Raw genomic sequence first — 18,813 nt, forward strand, 5'->3', positions numbered from 1 at the left:
TGAATAGTATAACATTCCCCCCTTCACAGCAAAGTACCTTTGCATTACTAAAACGATCCACCATATGTCAGCAACTACTATCTTAGATAAAGCCACCGCGAAGCATAAAGCTACAACCGGTATTAAAGAAACCTTTCCTGTACTGGAAATGACCTGCGCAGCATGTGCTGTCAGCGTTGAATCCATGTTAAAGTCAGTACCCGGCGTAACAGATGCAGGCGTAAATTTCGCCAATCAGAGCGCATGGGTGGAATATAATCCGTCAGAAGCCTCTCCTGAAATATTGCGTAATGCTGTCAGATCCGTCGGATATGACATTGTTATTGAGAAAGAAAACCAGGAAGAAGTGAAAGAAGCGGCACAGCAGAAACACTATAAAGCTGTAAAGCAGCGCACTATCTGGGCTTCTGTATTATCGCTGCCGATCGTCATCATCGGGATGTTCTTTATGAATATGCCATACGGCAACTGGATCATGATGGCATTAGCCACGCCGGTCGTGTTTTTCCTGGGCCGCAGCTTTTTTGTGAATGCCTGGAAGCAGGCCAGGCATGGTAAAGCCAATATGGATACGCTGGTAGCATTGAGTACCGGTATTGCCTGGGTGTTCAGTGCCTTTAACACTATCTATCCTGAATTCTGGCACCAGCGCGGATTACATGCCCACGTATACTTTGAGGCCGCCGCAGTGGTCATTGCTTTTATCTCCCTGGGTAAGCTGCTGGAAGAAAAAGCCAAATCCAATACTTCTTCTGCCATCAAAAAGCTGATCGGGCTGCAGCCTAAAACAGTGCTGCTGGTAGATGCTGCCGGCCATACCCGGGAGATCTCCATCGCAGAGGTGAAAGTGAATGATATCCTGATGGTGAAGCCGGGAGAAAAAATTCCGGTAGACGGAACCCTTACCGGCGGCGACTCTTATGTTGATGAAAGTATGATTACCGGCGAACCGGTGCCCGTGCTGAAACAGGCAGGTGAACCGGTATTTGCCGGCACCATCAACCAGAAGGGCAGCTTCCAGTTCAAGGCCGATAAAGTTGGTACTGATACCCTGCTGGCGCAGATTATCAAAATGGTGCAGGAAGCACAGGGCAGTAAAGCACCGGTACAAAAACTGGTAGATAAAATCGCCGGTATATTTGTACCTGTTGTCATCGGTATTGCTATCCTCACTTTCGTGGTATGGATGATTGCCGGCGGCGATAATGCCTTCACCCACGCACTGCTCACGTCTGTGACCGTACTGGTTATTGCCTGCCCCTGTGCGCTGGGCCTCGCTACTCCTACCGCCATTATGGTAGGCGTTGGTAAAGGCGCAGAAAATAATATCCTTATCAAGGATGCGGAAAGCCTGGAGCTGGCACATAAAGTGAATGCTGTTATTCTTGATAAAACCGGTACCATCACAGCTGGTAAACCGGAAGTAACAGACCTGTTGTGGCAGGCAGACAACGAAGATAAAAACCTGCTTACAGCAGTACTGTTCTCTCTCGAACAACAGTCAGAACACCCGCTGGCAGCAGCTGTGGTGAATCACCTGAAAGACACCGGCGTCAGCCCGGTACAATTGCCTTCTTTCAGTAGTGTTACCGGCCAGGGAGTAAAAGGTAGTTACGGGCAACATCACTGGTTTGTGGGTAACAAAAAACTGATGACAGAAAACGGCATAGTACCGGACGCCATTACCAACGCCAAAGCCAGTCAGCTGCAGGATGAAGCTAAAACAGTTATCTATTTTGCACGCGACAAAAAAGTGGTGGCTGTCATTGCCATCGCAGACAAGATCAAAGACACCTCTGCCGCTGCCGTAGCAGCCTTGCAGCGCCAGGGCATTGAAGTATACATGCTCACCGGCGATAATCAGCAGACTGCTGCAGCGGTTGCAGGTAAAGTAGGTATCCGTCAGTTTAAGGCAGAAGTAATGCCTTCCTACAAGGCCACCTTTGTAAAAGAACTGCAGGCACAAGGCAAAGTGGTAGCCATGGTCGGCGATGGTATCAACGACTCCCAGGCGCTGGCGCAGGCAGATGTAAGCATCGCCATGGGTAAAGGCTCCGACATCGCGATGGATGTGGCCAAGATGACGTTGATTACCTCTGACCTCAACAGTATACCCAAAGCGCTGAAGCTGTCCGGTAAAACGGTAAGCACCATCAAGCAGAATCTTTTCTGGGCCTTTATCTACAACATCATCGGTATACCGGTAGCGGCAGGCCTGCTGTATCCGTTCAACGGCTTCCTCCTGGACCCGATGATTGCAGGAGCCGCAATGGCCCTCAGTTCTGTCAGCGTTGTCACCAACAGTCTCCGTTTAAAAACAGCTAAATTGTAATTGAATGTCTTCACACTATACCTGGTATACAAAAACGGTGATCCCTGAAACACCTGATTCCGTGACCATCGTTTTTGATACCCGGGGAGTGCCTTTCCGCTACGAAGCCGGCCAGTTCATACAGGTAACCCTGGTTATCGACGGCCAGCCGGTCACGCGGTCTTACTCCCTCAGCTCATCGCCGGATACAGATGTATATCCGGCGATTACCGTCAAAAGAATCCCTGGTGGCCTTATGAGCAACCATATTTTCAACATGGCCTCCACCATTGGCGAATGGCAGATAGAAGGTCCGCTCGGCGCCTTCACCCTCCGGGAAGCCGCCTGCCGGCATCTGGTACTGCTGGGCGGCGGCAGCGGTATCACCCCGCTTTACGCTATCGCCAGATCCGCCATACAGCAACATCCCGGCCTGCAGGTTACCTTGCTGTATTCCAGCAGCACCGCGGCTGACACCATCTTCAAAACACAGCTGGATCAATGGCAGCAACAGCAACCAAACAATATCCGCATCCATTATGTTTTATCCAGACATCCGGCCGGGGAAGCTGCAGCAGAAAATAATATCATCGCCGGCAGGATCAACAGGATCATTGCGAAGAAATTGGTAAAACAGGCCATCGCTGCGACAGACAACAATGCGCACTATTTTATCTGCGGACCGGCGGAGCTGATGAAAATGCATGAAGAAGCACTGACATCTGTCGGGGTACCGGAAACGCATATACGAAAAGAGTGGTATGCGCCGGAAGCCGTTACCGGCATTACCCTACCGGATACCACGCAGGAAGTACTGCTGCACCTCTATGAACAGACCAACCTGCTGGAAGTGAAGCCGGGTATGACCATCCTCGACGCGGCGCTGGAAGACAAAATACCGCTGCCCTATTCCTGCCGCGGCGGCACCTGCGGCAAATGCGCCGCCCGCCTCAGCAGCGGAAAAGTACAGCTCCTGGAAAATTATGCGCTCCGCCAGGAAGACCTCGACGCAGGCCTCATACTCCTCTGCAGGAGCTACCCGCTGGATAGCCAGGTAACCGTGGAAGTAGACGGATAATCACCCCGGAAATTTTATAAAAGGAAAGCATAATTGTATAACAGAAAAGCATGACACCGGGTGTAATTTTACATCATCAACAATAACAAAAAAGAAAAAATAACGACCATGGAAACAGTACAGTTCAAAACCAATATCAAATGCTCAGGATGCATCGCTACCGTAACACCCGGACTCAACGAAACTGCGGGCGCAGACAACTGGGAAGTTGACCTGCAGTCACCCGATAAAATCCTGACTATCTCCGCCGACCTGGTAGATGCAGATAAAGTAAAAGCCGCTGTAGAAGCAGCTGGTTATAAAGCAGAAAAAGTAGCCTAAAAATATTCAGACATGAAAAAGTTAATGTTCTTAACCGCCCTGTTTGCTGCGCCATTTGCCCGTACCTACGCACAGGAAGCACAGCTCTCTCCGCTCCTGACATCTTACTACAACATCAAAGATGCGCTCGTGAGCAGCAATGCCGCCAACGCTGCCGGCTCTGCCGCTGATTTTGTAAAAGCCGCCAAAGCCGCAGACATGAAAGCGATGAGCCCTGCCGCACATACCGCCTACATGAAACTGCAGGAGCAATTGCTGTCAGATGCCAACAATATTTCTGCAACAAAAGATATCGCCAGACAACGCGAATACTTTAAAACGCTTTCTGATAACATCTATCAGCTCGCCAAAGAAGTGAAGCTCTCCGCAACGCCTGTTTACCAGGAATACTGCCCGATGAAAAAAGCATCCTGGCTGAGCAGCGCTTCCGGTATCAAAAATCCGTACTACGGCGCACAGATGCTCACCTGCGGTAAAGTAACCGATACCATTAAATAACATATTACCATATCAGGGCTGTACCATCACCTGGTACAGCCCCTTCTTCCTGCGGAAAACCAATCCCCCTCCCACCAATCATTTTTTATGAAAAAGATTTTACTGTATATAACGTTTATGGCGATATATGGCTTTGCGGCCGCGCAAACAGCCGCTCCCAAAACCGTACGCTATGACTTATATGTAAGCGACACTACCGTCAGCTATTCCGGAAAAACACGGCATGCCATTGCTGTCAACGGCAGCATCCCCGGACCGGAACTGCATTTCACAGAGGGTGATACCGCAGAAATTTATGTCCACAACACCATGCACCACGAAACGTCTATCCACTGGCATGGCGTTATACTCCCCAACCAGTACGATGGTGTTCCCTACCTCACTACACAACCCATCAAAGGGCACCAGACACACCTGTTCCGGTTTCCCGTTGTGCAACACGGTACCTACTGGTATCACAGCCATACCATGTTCCAGGAACAAAGCGGTGAATACGGCGCGCTCATCTTCCATGAAAGAAAACCTGACCCCATCAGGGAATATACCGTACTGCTGAGCGACTGGACCGACATGAACCCGCACCAGGTAAACCGCTACCTGCATAATGCAAACGACTGGTTCGCCATTAAAAAAGGTTCCACCCAAAGCTATGCGGAAGCTGTTAAAAAGGGCTATCTCAATACCAAAGTGACCAATGAATGGAAACGTATGACCGCTATGGATGTCAGCGATGTATACTACGAACGCTTTCTTTCCAACGGCCGGCATACAGATGAAAAGCCGGTATTCAAAGCCGGAGAAAAGGTACGGCTGCGGATCATCAACGGCAGCTCCTCTACCTATTTCTGGCTGACCTACAGCGGCGGAAAAATGAGCGTAGTGGCCAACGACGGCGCTGATGTAACACCCGTGGATGTGGATCGCTTCATCGTCGGCGTATCTGAAACCTACGATGTTATCGTCACCATTCCGGAAGATAAAAAATATCAGCTGCTGGCCACCGCCGAAGACAGAACCGGTTCTACCTCCGTATGGCTGGGCAACGGAGAAAAAGTACCCGCCACACCACTGCCTAAACTCAAATATTTTGAAGGCATGAAGATGATGAACGGCATGATGAAGATGAACGGCGACCTCGACACCAGCGACGGTATGCAGATGACCAACCAGACCATGGACATGAACACCGTCATGTACCCTGAAATAGTGGATCCGCCGGCTAACAGTCCGGATATCGTTACCCTCAACTACGGCATGCTGCGCGCACCGCAACCCACCACACTGCCGGAAGCGCCGGTCAGGGAACTGAAATTCGAGCTCAGCGGCAACATGAACCGCTACGTATGGACCATCAACAACAAAGCGGTTTCAGAAACAGATAAAATACTTATCAAAAAAGGAGAAAACATCCGCATCATTCTCTATAACAATACCATGATGCGTCATCCCATGCACTTGCACGGCCACTTCTTCCGCGTACTGAACGGGCAGGGCGAATACGCTCCGCTCAAGACAGTGCTGGACATCATGCCCATGGAAACGGACACTATCGAATTTGCAGCCACCGAACCGGGTGGAGACTGGTTCTTCCACTGCCATATCCTCTATCACATGATGAGCGGCATGGGACGCGTTTTCAGCTATGAAGACTCCCCACCCAATCCCGAAGTACCCGATCCCAAAAAAGCCTACCGCATGGTGAAAAGAGATGACCGCATGCTGCACCCCATGGCGCGCATTGGCCTGGAAAGCACCGGCAGCGACGGAGAAATTATGGTTGCCAACACCCGCTACCGCCTCTCCACCGAATGGCGTGTAGGCCTCAACGATAAACACGGCTACGAAAGCGAAAGCCACTTCGGCAGATACCTCGGGAAAATGCAATGGCTCTTCGCCTACATCGGCTGGGATGTACGCTACCGCAAAATGGATGACGACGAAAAAAACCTGTTCGGACAAAAAAGCACCAAAGACTTCCGGCAGGTACTACATCTGGGCCTGTCCTACACGCTCCCTATGCTCATCGTTGCAGACGCCTCCCTCGACACCGACGGCAGGCTGCGCATACAACTTACCCGCGAAGACGTTCCCATCACCAGGCGCCTCCGCTTCAACTTCATGGTCAACACCGACAAGGAATACATGGCCGGCTTCCGCTATGTTGTCACCAAAAACTTCTCCCTCTCCACCCATTATGATAGTGATATGGGACTGGGAGCAGGTATAACGCTTTCGTATTAATTACGAATTACGAATTGCGAATTACGAATGTAGCGAAGATTAGAGCGCGGATTTAAGAAGGTGAGCCATTTGATCTCTTCTTAAATCTGCGCTCTAATCTTCGCTACATTCGTAATTCGCAATTCGCAATTCGTAATTCAAAGTATTACTTTGTAATTTCACATCCATGACTATAGCTATTACCGGCTCCACCGGGTTTCTCGGCGCCGTGCTTATCCCTATGTTGCTGGAGCAGGGGCACCAGTTGCGGTTGCTGACAAGAAAAAAAACGGAGGCGGTGCCCGGAGTTGTTTTCGTATATGGGGAACTGTTAGATACGCTGGTGCTGGATGAGTTGGTGAAAGGGGCGGATGTAACTATTCATATGGCGGCAATGATTTCTGTCAGCGACAGGCCGGAGAAGGAATTATTTCATGTGAATACCGAAAGTACGCGATTGCTGATAGCGGCATCCAGGGCTGCCGGCGTAAAACGTTTTATATTTGTAAGTTCTATTACGGCATACTGTCAGGCTCCCTATGACGAGGTGCTGGATGAATTACGCGGACCATCCGATAACCTGCCCTTCGGGTATGATCATTCTAAGGCGGTGGCGCAGGAAATGGCGCTGCAAAACAACCTGGACGGGCTGGAGGTGCTGGTACTGGCGCCTACAGCAGTGGCCGGCCCTTATGACCACCGGCCTTCCCTTATCGGGAAAGCGGTGCTCAATATGTACCGGGGCAAGATACCGGCGTTGTTTCCCGGCGGCGTTGATTTTGTGGATGTAAGAGATGTGTCGGATGCGATTGTACAGGCATTGACGAAGGGCACACCGGGAGAAGCATATATCCTCAGCGGCGAGTGGCTGACGCTCAGCGCGCTGGCGGCACATATCGGCAATATCCGCGGGAAACGTATATCCCTTCCCGTATTACCTGTATGGCTGATCATGGGTGCGTTGCCGTTGGTGAATGTATGGGCGGGGCTCACCGGCGGAGCACCCTATTATACCCGTCAGTCTGTCTATAACCTGATCCGCAGCAACAGAAAAATCAGTAATAATAAGGCGCGCACTGCCCTCCAGTTCCGCCCCCGTCCTGTCAGCGTTACGCTGGCAGACACTATTCAATGGTTCAAACAAACAGGCAAGCTATCATGAACTGGCAATTTTCACCGGCACAATATTATTGGTTTATCGGCTGCTGGTCAGCCATCGGTATAGGCGCAGGCATTTATCTCCTGAAAAGGGCGGCCCCCTATGGCCGCTATACTTCGGAAAACTGGGGTCCGCTGATCTCCAACAAAATCGGCTGGATACTGATGGAAGCTACCGTGCTGGTATCCTTTTTCGCCTGGATGCCGCTGCGCAGCTTCCAGTGGCGTACGCCGGCAGGTCTGATGGTCGTCTTCTTCCTGCTGCACTACCTGCATCGCAGTTTCGTATATCCGTTTATGATACGTACCCGCGGGAAAAAGATGCCGCTGGTGATTATGCTGTCGGCGGTGCTTTTCAATACGGTAAACGGTTCCCTGCTGGGCATCTGGTTTGCGCGGTTTGCAGACTACTCCGTAGAATGGCTTACCACACCTGCATTTCTGGCAGGTACGCTGCTGTTCTTTACGGGAATGGCCATCAACCTGGATGCAGACTACCGGTTAATCCGCCTCCGGAAAATACATGAGACAGGCTATAAGATTCCCTTTGGCGGCATGTTCCGCTATGTGTCTTCTCCTAATTTACTGGGTGAAATCATTGAATGGGGAGGCTACGCCCTGCTCACCTGGAGCTTTCCGGCGCTGGCATTCTTTATCTGGACCTGCGCCAACCTGATACCGCGCGCCATCGCTAACCAGCAATGGTACCAGCGGCAGTTCCCGGACTTTCCGGTGCAACGCAGAGCCCTGCTGCCTTTTATCTGGTAACATGGTAGCTGCGCAGCTGCAGACAGGAAGCCCCCGGCGCCTGTATGGAAATGCCTGTTTTGCGGAGACGCCCGGTGCGCATATTACGACGGAACACCACCACATTGCCGCTCAGCTGATTGGCTGCCAGCAAATATTTCCCGGAAGGATCAATGACAAAATTACGGGGATGACTACCGCCCGACGGCTGCCGGCCAATACTGGTCAGCCGGCCGCTGGCGCTGTTGACACGGAAGATGACAATAATATTTTCCGGATCCCTGGTAGAGGCATACAGGAAACGGCCATCCGGCGAAAGATGAATGTCCGCACTGTTGAAATCACTGCCCTCTTTCCGGAAATGTGCCCTGATAGTCTGCTGTGCCTGCAGCTGACCGTTATGGTACGTATAGGCGACTACGTTACCCGACATTTCTTCTATACAATATACAAACCGTTGGTTGGGATGGATAGTAATATGCCGCGGCCCTGACCCGGGAACCGTACGGATAAAAGGCGCTGCGGCAGCTTGCAGCGGCCTGCTGCTGCTGTCAGTAAATGTAAAACAGCGTATCTTGTCTGCACCCAGATCCGGCAGCAATACCTGATGATGATCAAGGGAAAAGACGGAGCTGTGAACATGTGAGCTACGCTGCCGCTCCGTCAGACTACTATCCCGGAACAGGAACACCTGGGCCGCCGGCCCGATGACGCCCTTGTCCGACAACGGGAATACAGCGGCGCTGCCGCCGGTATAACAGGCGTTGATCAGCCATTTGCCGCTTTTATGCACCGCAGTATACACAGGGTTCTCACTACCGGCAGGTTGACGGCTGATAAAGGTGAGCGCACCACGGACACTGTCAAATGCAAAACTGCTCATACCGCCATCACCGGGAGTTCTGGCCTCCGTACAGGCGTATACGTAACGCCCGTCCGGCGACAATGCCAGATAACCCGGATTCAGTACGTCCCTTAACGAGGATACAAATTGCAGTCCACCTGTGGCGGTATCAAAACGATATACATAGATGCCTTCCTTTTCCTTATTCCAGTTGTAGGATCCGATAAACAGGTAGTTTTGCGCCTGCGCCATGCTGCTGTACATCAGGAACAGCCAGAAGAGATGCCGTAGTTTTTTCATGTCCTTTATTTCCGGGCGAGAAAACCGCCGTCAACAATAAACAGCTTCACGCCGTGTTCACTGACAGACCGGTGAGAGCTGCATCCGTCCGATACCTGATACGACATGCCCTTTGATAATACATGAGTGCTGCCATCTGCCAGTTCGGAAATCATCTCCCCTTCCAGGCAATAGATAATATGTCCCTTACTGCACCAATGATCTGCCTTGTAACCCGCGGAATACTCCACGATCCTTATCCTCAGATCTCCGTATTGTAAGGTTTTCCACCAGGCGGTGCCCGATTCCCCCGGATGAGTGGTTACCGGTAGGTCGTCCCAGTTGGTTGTTTCAAATAATATCTCAGCAGGCCCCATAAAACAATGAGTTTTGTATAAAGGTAATAACGCAGCATGAAAATCAAAACCCGTAAATGTAGCCGGCAACAGATAAGTGCCTTACTGCTGCCGGTGAACAGCTATTGTATCAAACCGGAGCTGTTATCTGCCTGAATATTATAATATCTCATTCATTACGGTAGTCCTTTCGCTCAAAATACATCCGGACCATTCGCCGGCGGTCACTAAATATCTCCCATATACCGGAATTTTAAATACATTTAGTTATTCACCCGTTTACCCTGTTAAACAGTTTTATGAAGAAAATAACCCTCACCCTTGCCGGCTTCCTGATGATGGCCGCCGCCGTACAGGCGCAATCCACCGCAGATTCCGTAAAAACAGTCATTAATAACCTGTTTACCGCCATGCGGCAGGCAGATACCGCTGCGTTGCAGCAGTGCTTTGCTCCCGGTGCAGTGATACAGACTGCCGGCACAGACAAAGATGGTAACCCGGGCGTGCAGACGACCGCCATCAGCGGTTTCGCGGCCGCTATCGGCAAAATGCCCGCCGGCACCGCCGATGAACGCATTACCTTCGATGCCCTGCATATAGATGGCCCGCTGGCTTCCGTATGGACGCCCTACCGCTTCTACCTCAAACAGCAGTTCCACCACTGCGGCGTCAACTCCTTCCTGCTGGTCAGACTTCCGGAAGGCTGGAAAATCCAGCATGTAATGGATACCCGCCGGAAAGACGGCTGTGTGGAAGAGCGTCGCAGCCAGACAAAATAAATAACCTGCCATGCACGTTTTTATTTTTCTTTTTATTTTGCAGGTATGATAACATCCGAATTACCATCTTACTACCAGCGGCTGATGAAAAAATATCCCGTTGTAACAGCTGCAGAATGGCAGCTGCTGGATAGTATTGCTACAGTAAAACATATACGGAAAGGCGATAGTTTCCTGCGTTACGGGAAGGTAGCCCGGTATTCCGCATTTGTAATATCAGGTGTGTTCAAATTCTGTATCCTGGATGAGGAAGGCAATGAGAAGATTGTCAAGTTCGGATTTGCGGATGACTTCCTCGCCAACTGTGAAAGCTATAATAAAAAAGCGCCTTCCGCAGTAAGTATCATAGCCGTGGAAGATGCCACCATACTGCGTATCAACATCAAAAAGCTGCAGCCATTGTATGATCTGCATATGAACCTGCTGCATGTCAACCTGCAACTGTACCAGGAACTGCTGGAACAACAATCCGAACACCAGTATATTCTTTCCCTGAAAAGTCCGCTGCAGCGTTATAAATTCCTGCTGGAGCGCCGTCCTGCCATTATCCAGAAAATATCGCTCACCAACATTGCGCGGTATCTCTATACCAGCCGCGAAGCCCTGAGCAGGGCCAGGCTCTACCTGCTGGACCAGTCACGTAACTTTTGTGACTGAGATCACAGACGCCTTGTGACACATCTGATAGCTTTGTAAAAAAAACACATGAAGCAGCAGATGATTTTATTACACGGCCTGTTCGGCGGATTGAGCAACTGGGAAGCAGTGATTGCGCATTTCGGGTCAGGCTACGATATACATATCCCTGCCCTGCCTATCTTCGATCAGCATAAGGGTGATAACCTGGAATACCTGGTTCAGTTCCTGGAAGATTATGTTCACTGCGCGCAGCTGGATAACCTGATACTTGTCGGCAATTCCCTCGGCGGCCATGTAGCAATCCTGTATACGCACCGTAATCAGGATAAGGTAAAACAACTTATACTCACCGGCAGCTCCGGGCTGCATGAAAATCTCGGTATGGGCAGCTTTCCGAAAAGAGGAAATTATGCGTATATCCGGGAGCGTGTGGAATATACTTTTTATGATCCGGCAATTGCTACAGACAGCCTGGTGGCAGAGGTTTTCAAAACCACGACGGATGCCCGCAAATGCCTTAGCATTGTACGTATGGCCAAATCGGCGCAACGTAATTATGTGGCGCATCTGCTGCCGGAAATAAAAACACCGGTATTACTGATCTGGGGAGAAGATGATAAAATTGCGCCACCGGAAGTGGCGCGCGAATTTAAAAAGCACCTGCCGGATGCCAGGCTTATCCTGTTACCGCAATGCGGCCATGCGCCGATGATGGAACAACCGGCAGCCTTCAATGCGCTGCTGGAAGCATTTCTTAATAAGCTGCCAGCTGTTGCATAACTTTTTCTTCCGCGGCGGCCTGCAGGCGTATTTCCTCTGGAAACACCGCCTGACGCAGTTCCCGGTACAGGGCAACAGTATGATGCAAGGCTTTGAGGATGGCAGCCCGGTCGTACGCCGGTATGGTGGCGGCCAGTTTTTCCAGGTCCGCGGGTGGCAGGTTCTCTTCCACTCTGCGGACACCTCTGGGCAATAATCCGTTCTTCACCTGTAACAGCGGACCAGTCACCACATTGCGGATGAAGCCGAAGAAATCCAGCGCTTCCATCAGTTCACCCCGTCCGGTTTTCTGGAGGGCATAATGCACCCAGGTCCAGAAACGGTCTTCTATCCACTGGTAGTCTGGCGGCGGATAAGCCGCAGGTGTACCGGTGACAATTTCATCCAGCTCTGCGTCTGTATCCAGCACGATAAAAGGATTTTCCACGCGGGTATGAAATTCCTCCGGCGTAACAAATTTAATATCTACATGCAGCAGCGGATTATCATACAGGCAGATGAGCAGGCGCGGTTCTCCCACATGCTCGCCGGTGAAGGCAGAGAGCAGCTCCCCGAAAGAGGCGGCATAAGCCATCATCTTCTCCCTGTCACCGCCCGTTTTTTCCCGTGTAACCAGTACCAGGTCCAGGTCTGAATATTCATCCAGTTCATCAGTGATCCAGGATCCGCCTACTGCCAGTCCGACGATCGATTCATCGAACTGTATCACTTCCATAATATGTCTTACAAATTGCTGATGAATCATATCTTACTTTTTCAGGTTATGCGTCAGGTAGAAAGCAATTTCCTTGTTATCCTGGGAAGGATCGTACAGGGTGGTATTGACACCGGTAAGCGCAAATCCGTTTTTCAGGTAAAAGGTAACGGCCGGTACGTTGGTGTTCTGCGTTTCCAGCTCCAGGTGGCGGCAATCGCTGGCGGCAGCATGGGAGATAGCCTGTGCCAGCAGCAATTTTCCTATGCCTGCACCTCTCGCACTTTCCGCTACCAGCAAGCTTTCTACCCACATGGTATTATTCCAGTCCCGTTGTTCACAGATCACAAAGCCGACTAAGGTATCTTCCTCGAAAGCACCGAACGAATGGCCTGCCCGCAGGGTATCCCGGTATGCGTAGAGATCTTCATCGGTGATTTTCCAGTATTTGACATATGGTTTTTCCAGCGGCGCCAGGGTAAATGTTATGGACATGCCGGCAGCATTCGTTTGTACGTCAACGTTATACACCTTATCAGAAGTATATCCCTGAAAGCCCATCCTGTCTGTTTCTGCCTTGGTTAGCCGCGTCAGCGGAGCAATCGTTATCATCCTGTTGATTTAGTTGTCAAAAATAAGATAATTGATCTTATCCTGCTGATATTACTGCGAAAGATGAATCATGAATGCAGCAGAATTGTTTATCATTGTATTATGAAAACATCCTTGCAGATACATATTCCGAAGCCCTGCAGCCAGTCATGGGATACGATGACGCCGGCGGCCGGCGGGCGTTTCTGCAGCAGCTGCCGGAAAACGGTAGTGGATTTTTCCATGATGAGTCACCGGGAAATACTGGATTATCTGCAAACGGCGGCCGGCAGCTCCTGCGGATATTTTCATGCGTCACAGTTAAATACACCGCTTACTCCTGTGCAGCCTGCAAAGCGCCGCTACGTTGTATCCGGCTTACTGGCTTCCCTGCTGACACTTGTGCTGCCTACGGCCGGCAAAGCACAGCCACGTACACTGCCCGTTGCAGTACATGATAACAAGGAGAAGTTACCTGCTCCGGCGGGCGACACCATAGCGGAACCGGTTATTTCGGGTATTGTAAAAGACCATCAGACCGGGGAACCGGTACCGGCTGCACAAATAACCATTAAGGGCGCCAGTACCGCCGTTCATACAGATGCCAAAGGATATTACCGCCTGCAGGTGCCGGATAAGATACAGCAGCAACCTGTTGTACTGGTAGTCAGCTTTATCGGATATGAACAGCAGGAAATCACTATCTCTCCGGTATGGCCGGCTAACAGAGACATTTACCTTTCCCTGCATGTCACCGGGAATTTTGAAACAGTTATCTTTTGCAAAACACCGGTAAAACGTAAATTCCTTTTCTGGTGGCGGAAAAAATCATAGACAGCTACTTGTCGTTTATACATGACCGTTACAATGTCTCTGTTTATCGTGTCAGCAGAACTGATTTACCGTACCTGATATTTCCCTAACTTCCCCGTATGAAAAAATCCCTGTACATCACTGTACCTCAACCTTGCCAACAATCCTGGCATGACATGACGCCAGCTGGGCCGGGGCGTTTCTGCGACAGGTGCCGGAAAACGGTGGTGGATTTTTCTACCATGAATGACCGGGAAATACTGTCCTATCTGCAGACAGCTTCCGGTGTTGTGTGCGGGAACTTTCACCCTTCGCAGGTAAACAGGCATATTATGGCAACGCCACCGGTAAAACGCAGGTCGGGAACGGCAGCGCTGCTGGCTTCCCTGCTGGCGCTGATAGTGCCCGGCAGCAGCAGGGCGCAGCAGACAGTTATGCCAACCATGCAGACAGATACAAAGCTGCCCGGGCAACCGGCCGGCAGTAATGATACCACTGCTGCAACCTTCCTCACAGGTGCAGTGAGAGACAGTGCCAACGGAACGCCGGTCTACGGTGCTACCGTGTTAATTGCAGGAACCGGGCGGGGTACACATGTTGATAATAACGGAAATTTCCGGCTCCGCATTCCTGATGAAATCGCGCATCAGGCAATAACACTGCAATTAAACGCGATCGGTTATCAGATACATACGGTTATCATCCCATATCCCTTCCCTGCTGTCAATACGCTTTACCTTCCGCCCGGGGAGGTATTGGCAGGAGAAGTAGTTATTACCGGCTATCACCGCAGAAAATGGTATCAGATTTTCAGGCGCCGGCATTAAGGCAGGACTGCCTGTAAGATGTCTTTATTATACTTTGATAGATTCCTGCAACACCTGCCGGTAGCGGATTTATTGATGCCACCACGCCCACAGGAAGCATAAAAAAGCCGCCCCGGTAAAGAGACGGCCTACTATTTAAAAAAAGCGGAGATCGTATGGATAAGCGGAAACATCCGTACAAAGTTACGCTTTAATATTGCACCAGACCTCAGGGAAAATCCCCGGGGATAAAATTTCAGTAGTTACCCTGATGGCAGTCATCCGGCCGGCGGAAATTGCTGTTCATAGAATATTTATCGCCGTTGTTACCACCTGCAGTACCTTTATCCGGTAAACGCTTTTGCTATGAAATTACTTCCTGCCGGCATCTTCCTGGCCGGTACCCTGACCCTGCTGGCCGTTTCCCTTTCATTCGCCCCGCCGAAGGCGGCCAACGGCTTTGCAGTGGTGGAGCTATTCACCTCCGAAGGCTGCTCCAGCTGCCCCGCCGCGGAAGACCTGGTAGCGCAGATTGCCGCTGAGCAACAGGATAAGGCTGTGTATATCCTCGCTTTCCATGTAGATTACTGGAACCGCCTGGGATGGAAAGATCCTTTCAGCAGCCCGGACTTCTCTTTCCGGCAAAGGCATTACCGGGAATTACTCAGCATCCCTACCGTATATACGCCGCAACTGATACTTAACGGTAAAACAGTATTTAAACGGTCACAGGAACCGCTGTTACGGGCAGCCATACAGGAGGGGCTGCAGGCCACGCCCGGAGGAGAGCTGACGCTGAGCGTACTCCCTGCCGGCGACAGCGCGCTGCAGGTCCGCTATGCCTATAACGGTAAAACCAGAAGAAACAACCTGCTCCTCACCCTGGTACAGCGGAAGGCTGTCAGCCGCATCACCGCAGGAGAAAACAACGGAAGGGAACTTACCCATATCAACGTTGTCAGGAAACTGGAAAACATTGACCTGAAAGAAACGTCTGCCGGCAGCTATACGATAGCACTACCGGAAGGGGTAACCGCTGCAGGCTGTGATGTAATAGGATTTGTACAGCAAAGTAAAACAGGGGAAATCATTGCTGCCGGAAAAAATCATTGATACCGGCAGCACATCTCTCAAAAGTCACTATCTTTCGGATAAGTGAACAATTCCTGATGAAGATAATCCTGCTGCTGTCAACCGCTCTGTTATTGCACCTTTCCGCCGTATCCCGGCAACAGCCCGCCTTTTATAATACTACCGGCCACTACTGGCAGCTGGCAGATACCCTGCAGGCAGGCAGAAAGCCATCCTCCGCGTTATGGCACACCTGGTTCGATGACGGTATCGGCAGGTGGCTGACAGGCACCGGGCATATCGACAGCGTCACCTTTGTACAGGATATGTTTCGTATATACATGCCCGGTAGCGATACCGGCACGCTTTCCGAAAGCGCGGCCTATCACCTGGAATACCGGAAGAAGGCCGCCTGGATAAAAGCCACCGCTCCCGGGCTGGAACAACCGGCGGTAAGAACAGCCATGAAAAAAGCATTGTATCCCTGCCTGCCGCCCCGCCTTCGCCAGGATACCCTGCTGCCCACACTGATATATACCTTTATGGGTTTCAGCGATGCTACCAGCGTACAGCAGTTTGTTATCATGGACATGCTGCTGGCCTGCCAGCTGCATACCTATGCACCCGGGCTGCTCGCTGCACATGAAGCCTTTCACAGCATTACCGGCAGGTCTTTTCATGGCAGCCGCTTCAACGCCACCATAGCCACTCCGCAGGAACAGTACCTGCTTTTATTTCTCAGTAATGTATCACAGGAAGGTATCGCCGATCAGATAGATAAACCCGTATTACTGCAACGCAGCTCACCTGTATATGACGCCTGGCAGGACCTTTACCATGATGAAGCCAGACAGTCCCGGCAATGTATCCGGCAGCTCGACAGCCTGCTGCAACAGGCCGCCACACACACCATTGACATCAGCTACCAGGATATGTTCAATGGCTATGCCGTCAATGGCGGTCATATCCCCGGCAGGTATATGTGCAGCATCATACGGCAGTCCGGGCGGTGGCAGGAACTCCTGCAGCAGGCAGATGATCCGCTGGCTTTTATGCTGCTATATCAGCGTGCTGCCAGCCGGAAGCAGGGAAAGTTTTCAACAGAAAGCGCCGCTTATCTGCAGCGCCTTCAGCAAAAACTGATACTTCCTGTTAAATGATTTATGCTACCTGCGTGCGTTGCTCTGTCACACTGCGTTTCACCCAGGCCGCATAAGACACGCCCAGTATTGCCAGGAAAATCACCGGCCCGATTTTATTGCCAATCGGATCACCGGAAGCCGCATGCGCAATAAAAGCTGATATAAACGTAAACGCAAACCCTGCGTACACCCATTCCCGTACCCGCGCGGATACCGGTACTACCAGCAATACCGCACCGATAAGTTTCGCAATACCCAGCTCCACCCGGAAATATCCCGGATAGCCAAGATGCTGGAATCCCTGCTGCAGCGCAGGTTGCGTCAGATAAGCAAAACCGGAGTACAGCATCACCAGCACGATAATACCGGTACTCACCCAATAAGCAATTTTCAGTGTTTTCATATATTAGATTTTTGACAAATCAAAACTAGGTACATTCGCTTGTAAAAAGTAAGTAGTATACTTTGGGTTAGCAGTAACCTTTGGGTTAGCTACTGACAGGATTTACTGATTTACGGATTTTGGAATTTTGAAATTTAAAAATGCAGCGGATAAAATCAGGAAGATCTTAGCGAGTATATCCGCTGCATTTTTAAATTCCAACATCAAAAAATCCGAAAATCCGAAAATCTTTATATTTATCATCTTATGAAGAAACATGAACACGATACACATAGCTATGACCGGTGCATGTCGGAGCTGGGAGTGCTGGAAGATGCACTGTATGTGATTGGCGGCAAGTGGAAACTGAAAATCATTATTGCGCTGCGGGAGGCGCGTACCATCCGTTTCAACGAATTGCAGCGGATGGTGGCAGGCATCTCTGCAAGGGTATTATCCAATGAACTGAAGGACCTGGAACTTAACGGATTTATTAAAAGGAATGTCTACGATTCCACGCCGGTAATTATTGAGTATGAACTGACAGATTACAGTGATACCTTAGAAAAGGTGCTGCAGTCACTGGTGGAATGGGGACATATGCACCGGGAGAAAATCAGGAAAGACAGCAGGAAGGCACGTAAAACATAACATGTCGGATTTACCCCTCAGATTGTCGTGCCCTCCCCCTATCTGAACAAATTCCCTGGTATACCTTTGAAGTAGTTACCATCTTACAAAATTTTAACTATGGAAAAGAAACTCACCGTTCAGAAAATAACGCCCAACTTATGGTTCGATAAAAACGGGGAAGAAGCCGTTAAATTCTACGTATCTATCTTCCAGGATTCCAGGATAGGCAGAGTGACCCACTATACAAAAGAAGGATTCGAGATACATCAGATGCCGGAAGGCACAGTCATGACAATGGAATTTCAGATTGAAGGGCAGGAATTTGTTGCCCTGAACGCCGGACCGGTATTCACTTTCAACGAAGCCATCTCCTTTGTTGTCAATTGCAGCTCCCAGGAAGAAGTCGATTATTACTGGAATAAACTCAGCGAAGGCGGTGATCCCAATGCACAGATGTGCGGATGGCTCAAAGATAAATTCGGCGTATCCTGGCAGGTGGTACCTACCGAACTGACAGACCTGCTCCAGGACAAGGATACCGCCCGCGTATCACGCGTTACCAATGCCATATTCAAAATGAAAAAACTCGACATCGGGGAGTTACGCAAGGCCCACGGCGGGATTTAGTTATTTTATTATTTTTTTATTTGAGATTTTGAAGCTGATCCAGG

The 18,813-nt window shown here is 50.4% G+C and carries 21 protein-coding genes; 16 read left to right on the top strand and 5 right to left on the bottom strand.

Annotated features, from left to right (window positions below):
* Positions 1 to 64 precede the first annotated feature (64 nt).
* From GWG06_RS21550 to GWG06_RS21580, 7 genes are all read left to right on the top strand, one after another.
* Positions 65 to 2,332: a heavy metal translocating P-type ATPase gene (locus GWG06_RS21550; protein WP_160715896.1), complete on the top strand. Its 2,268-nt coding sequence runs from the start codon at positions 65 to 67 to the stop codon at positions 2,330 to 2,332.
* A 4-nt stretch (positions 2,333 to 2,336) separates the two neighbouring features.
* Positions 2,337 to 3,389: a flavin reductase family protein gene (locus GWG06_RS21555; protein ID WP_160715898.1), complete on the top strand. Its 1,053-nt coding sequence runs from the start codon at positions 2,337 to 2,339 to the stop codon at positions 3,387 to 3,389.
* A 108-nt stretch (positions 3,390 to 3,497) separates the two neighbouring features.
* Positions 3,498 to 3,710, top strand: coding sequence for a heavy-metal-associated domain-containing protein (locus GWG06_RS21560; protein WP_127042078.1), 213 nt, complete (start codon positions 3,498 to 3,500; stop codon positions 3,708 to 3,710).
* Between the two features lie 12 nt (positions 3,711 to 3,722).
* On the top strand, positions 3,723 to 4,208 hold the full coding sequence (locus tag GWG06_RS21565) for a DUF3347 domain-containing protein (RefSeq protein ID WP_127042076.1): 486 nt from the start codon (positions 3,723 to 3,725) through the stop codon (positions 4,206 to 4,208).
* Between the two features lie 87 nt (positions 4,209 to 4,295).
* Positions 4,296 to 6,449: a multicopper oxidase domain-containing protein gene (locus tag GWG06_RS21570; protein WP_160715900.1), complete on the top strand. Its 2,154-nt coding sequence runs from the start codon at positions 4,296 to 4,298 to the stop codon at positions 6,447 to 6,449.
* A gap of 166 nt (positions 6,450 to 6,615) precedes the next feature.
* Complete coding sequence (locus GWG06_RS21575) at positions 6,616 to 7,590, top strand: NAD-dependent epimerase/dehydratase family protein (RefSeq protein ID WP_160715902.1); 975 nt, start codon at positions 6,616 to 6,618, stop codon at positions 7,588 to 7,590.
* The gene (locus GWG06_RS21580; RefSeq protein ID WP_158631575.1) at positions 7,587 to 8,354 is read left to right on the top strand and encodes a 3-oxo-5-alpha-steroid 4-dehydrogenase; all 768 of its coding nucleotides are present in this window, start codon (positions 7,587 to 7,589) and stop codon (positions 8,352 to 8,354) included. The genes GWG06_RS21575 and GWG06_RS21580 overlap by 4 nt, the downstream gene beginning before the upstream one ends.
* On the opposite strand, the gene GWG06_RS21585 is transcribed toward GWG06_RS21580, so the two are convergent.
* A complete protein-coding gene (locus tag GWG06_RS21585) occupies positions 8,344 to 9,477 on the bottom strand; it encodes a lactonase family protein (RefSeq protein WP_160715904.1) in 1,134 nt (377 codons plus the stop codon). The two genes, GWG06_RS21580 and GWG06_RS21585, sit on opposite strands and share 11 nt — an antisense overlap.
* A 5-nt stretch (positions 9,478 to 9,482) precedes the next feature.
* Positions 9,483 to 9,833, bottom strand: coding sequence for a DHCW motif cupin fold protein (locus GWG06_RS21590; protein WP_160715906.1), 351 nt, complete (start codon positions 9,831 to 9,833; stop codon positions 9,483 to 9,485).
* 278 nt (positions 9,834 to 10,111) lie between these two features.
* Between GWG06_RS21590 and GWG06_RS21595 the strand changes: the two genes are divergently transcribed.
* Genes GWG06_RS21595 through GWG06_RS21605 form a run of 3 tightly spaced genes read left to right on the top strand, consistent with a single transcriptional unit; the run spans position 10,112 to position 12,010 of the window.
* A complete protein-coding gene (locus tag GWG06_RS21595) occupies positions 10,112 to 10,591 on the top strand; it encodes a nuclear transport factor 2 family protein (RefSeq protein WP_160715908.1) in 480 nt (159 codons plus the stop codon).
* 45 nt (positions 10,592 to 10,636) lie between these two features.
* Positions 10,637 to 11,248 carry a Crp/Fnr family transcriptional regulator gene (locus tag GWG06_RS21600; RefSeq protein ID WP_202183088.1) on the top strand — a complete coding sequence of 204 codons (612 nt, stop codon included), beginning with the start codon at positions 10,637 to 10,639 and terminating at the stop codon, positions 11,246 to 11,248.
* Positions 11,249 to 11,296: 48 nt separating this feature from the next.
* Positions 11,297 to 12,010 (top strand): alpha/beta fold hydrolase, encoded by a 714-nt coding sequence (locus tag GWG06_RS21605; protein ID WP_160715910.1) that lies wholly within the window; start codon positions 11,297 to 11,299, stop codon positions 12,008 to 12,010.
* On the opposite strand, the gene GWG06_RS21610 is transcribed toward GWG06_RS21605, so the two are convergent.
* Complete coding sequence (locus GWG06_RS21610; protein WP_160715912.1) at positions 11,985 to 12,755, bottom strand: nucleotidyltransferase family protein; 771 nt, start codon at positions 12,753 to 12,755, stop codon at positions 11,985 to 11,987. The two genes, GWG06_RS21605 and GWG06_RS21610, sit on opposite strands and share 26 nt — an antisense overlap.
* A 3-nt stretch (positions 12,756 to 12,758) precedes the next feature.
* The gene (locus tag GWG06_RS21615; protein WP_160715914.1) at positions 12,759 to 13,316 is read right to left on the bottom strand and encodes a GNAT family N-acetyltransferase; all 558 of its coding nucleotides are present in this window, start codon (positions 13,314 to 13,316) and stop codon (positions 12,759 to 12,761) included.
* Positions 13,317 to 13,418: 102 nt separating this feature from the next.
* Between GWG06_RS21615 and GWG06_RS21620 the strand changes: the two genes are divergently transcribed.
* The 4 genes from GWG06_RS21620 (at position 13,419) to GWG06_RS21635 (ending at position 17,145) form a co-directional block, all read left to right on the top strand.
* A complete protein-coding gene (locus tag GWG06_RS21620; protein WP_160715916.1) occupies positions 13,419 to 14,129 on the top strand; it encodes a carboxypeptidase-like regulatory domain-containing protein in 711 nt (236 codons plus the stop codon).
* A gap of 155 nt (positions 14,130 to 14,284) precedes the next feature.
* Entirely contained in the window at positions 14,285 to 14,935 is a 651-nt protein-coding gene (locus GWG06_RS21625; protein ID WP_160715918.1) for a carboxypeptidase-like regulatory domain-containing protein, read from the top strand.
* A gap of 345 nt (positions 14,936 to 15,280) precedes the next feature.
* On the top strand, positions 15,281 to 16,027 hold the full coding sequence (locus GWG06_RS21630; RefSeq protein ID WP_160715920.1) for a DUF1223 domain-containing protein: 747 nt from the start codon (positions 15,281 to 15,283) through the stop codon (positions 16,025 to 16,027).
* 56 nt (positions 16,028 to 16,083) lie between these two features.
* A complete protein-coding gene (locus GWG06_RS21635; RefSeq protein ID WP_160715922.1) occupies positions 16,084 to 17,145 on the top strand; it encodes a DUF5700 domain-containing putative Zn-dependent protease in 1,062 nt (353 codons plus the stop codon).
* A gap of 1 nt (position 17,146) precedes the next feature.
* Here GWG06_RS21635 and GWG06_RS21640 read toward each other — a convergent pair whose 3' ends face one another.
* A complete protein-coding gene (locus GWG06_RS21640; RefSeq protein ID WP_160715924.1) occupies positions 17,147 to 17,530 on the bottom strand; it encodes a DoxX family protein in 384 nt (127 codons plus the stop codon).
* Positions 17,531 to 17,776: 246 nt separating this feature from the next.
* Between GWG06_RS21640 and GWG06_RS21645 the strand changes: the two genes are divergently transcribed.
* Together GWG06_RS21645 and GWG06_RS21650 are read left to right on the top strand one after the other, a co-directional pair.
* A complete protein-coding gene (locus GWG06_RS21645) occupies positions 17,777 to 18,160 on the top strand; it encodes a winged helix-turn-helix transcriptional regulator (protein WP_127042046.1) in 384 nt (127 codons plus the stop codon).
* 99 nt (positions 18,161 to 18,259) lie between these two features.
* On the top strand, positions 18,260 to 18,769 hold the full coding sequence (locus GWG06_RS21650) for a VOC family protein (RefSeq protein ID WP_160715926.1): 510 nt from the start codon (positions 18,260 to 18,262) through the stop codon (positions 18,767 to 18,769).
* Positions 18,770 to 18,813: the final 44 nt, after the last annotated feature.

The organism is Chitinophaga solisilvae, from assembly GCF_009928525.1.
Taxonomy (GTDB): Bacteria; Bacteroidota; Bacteroidia; order Chitinophagales; family Chitinophagaceae; genus Chitinophaga; species Chitinophaga solisilvae.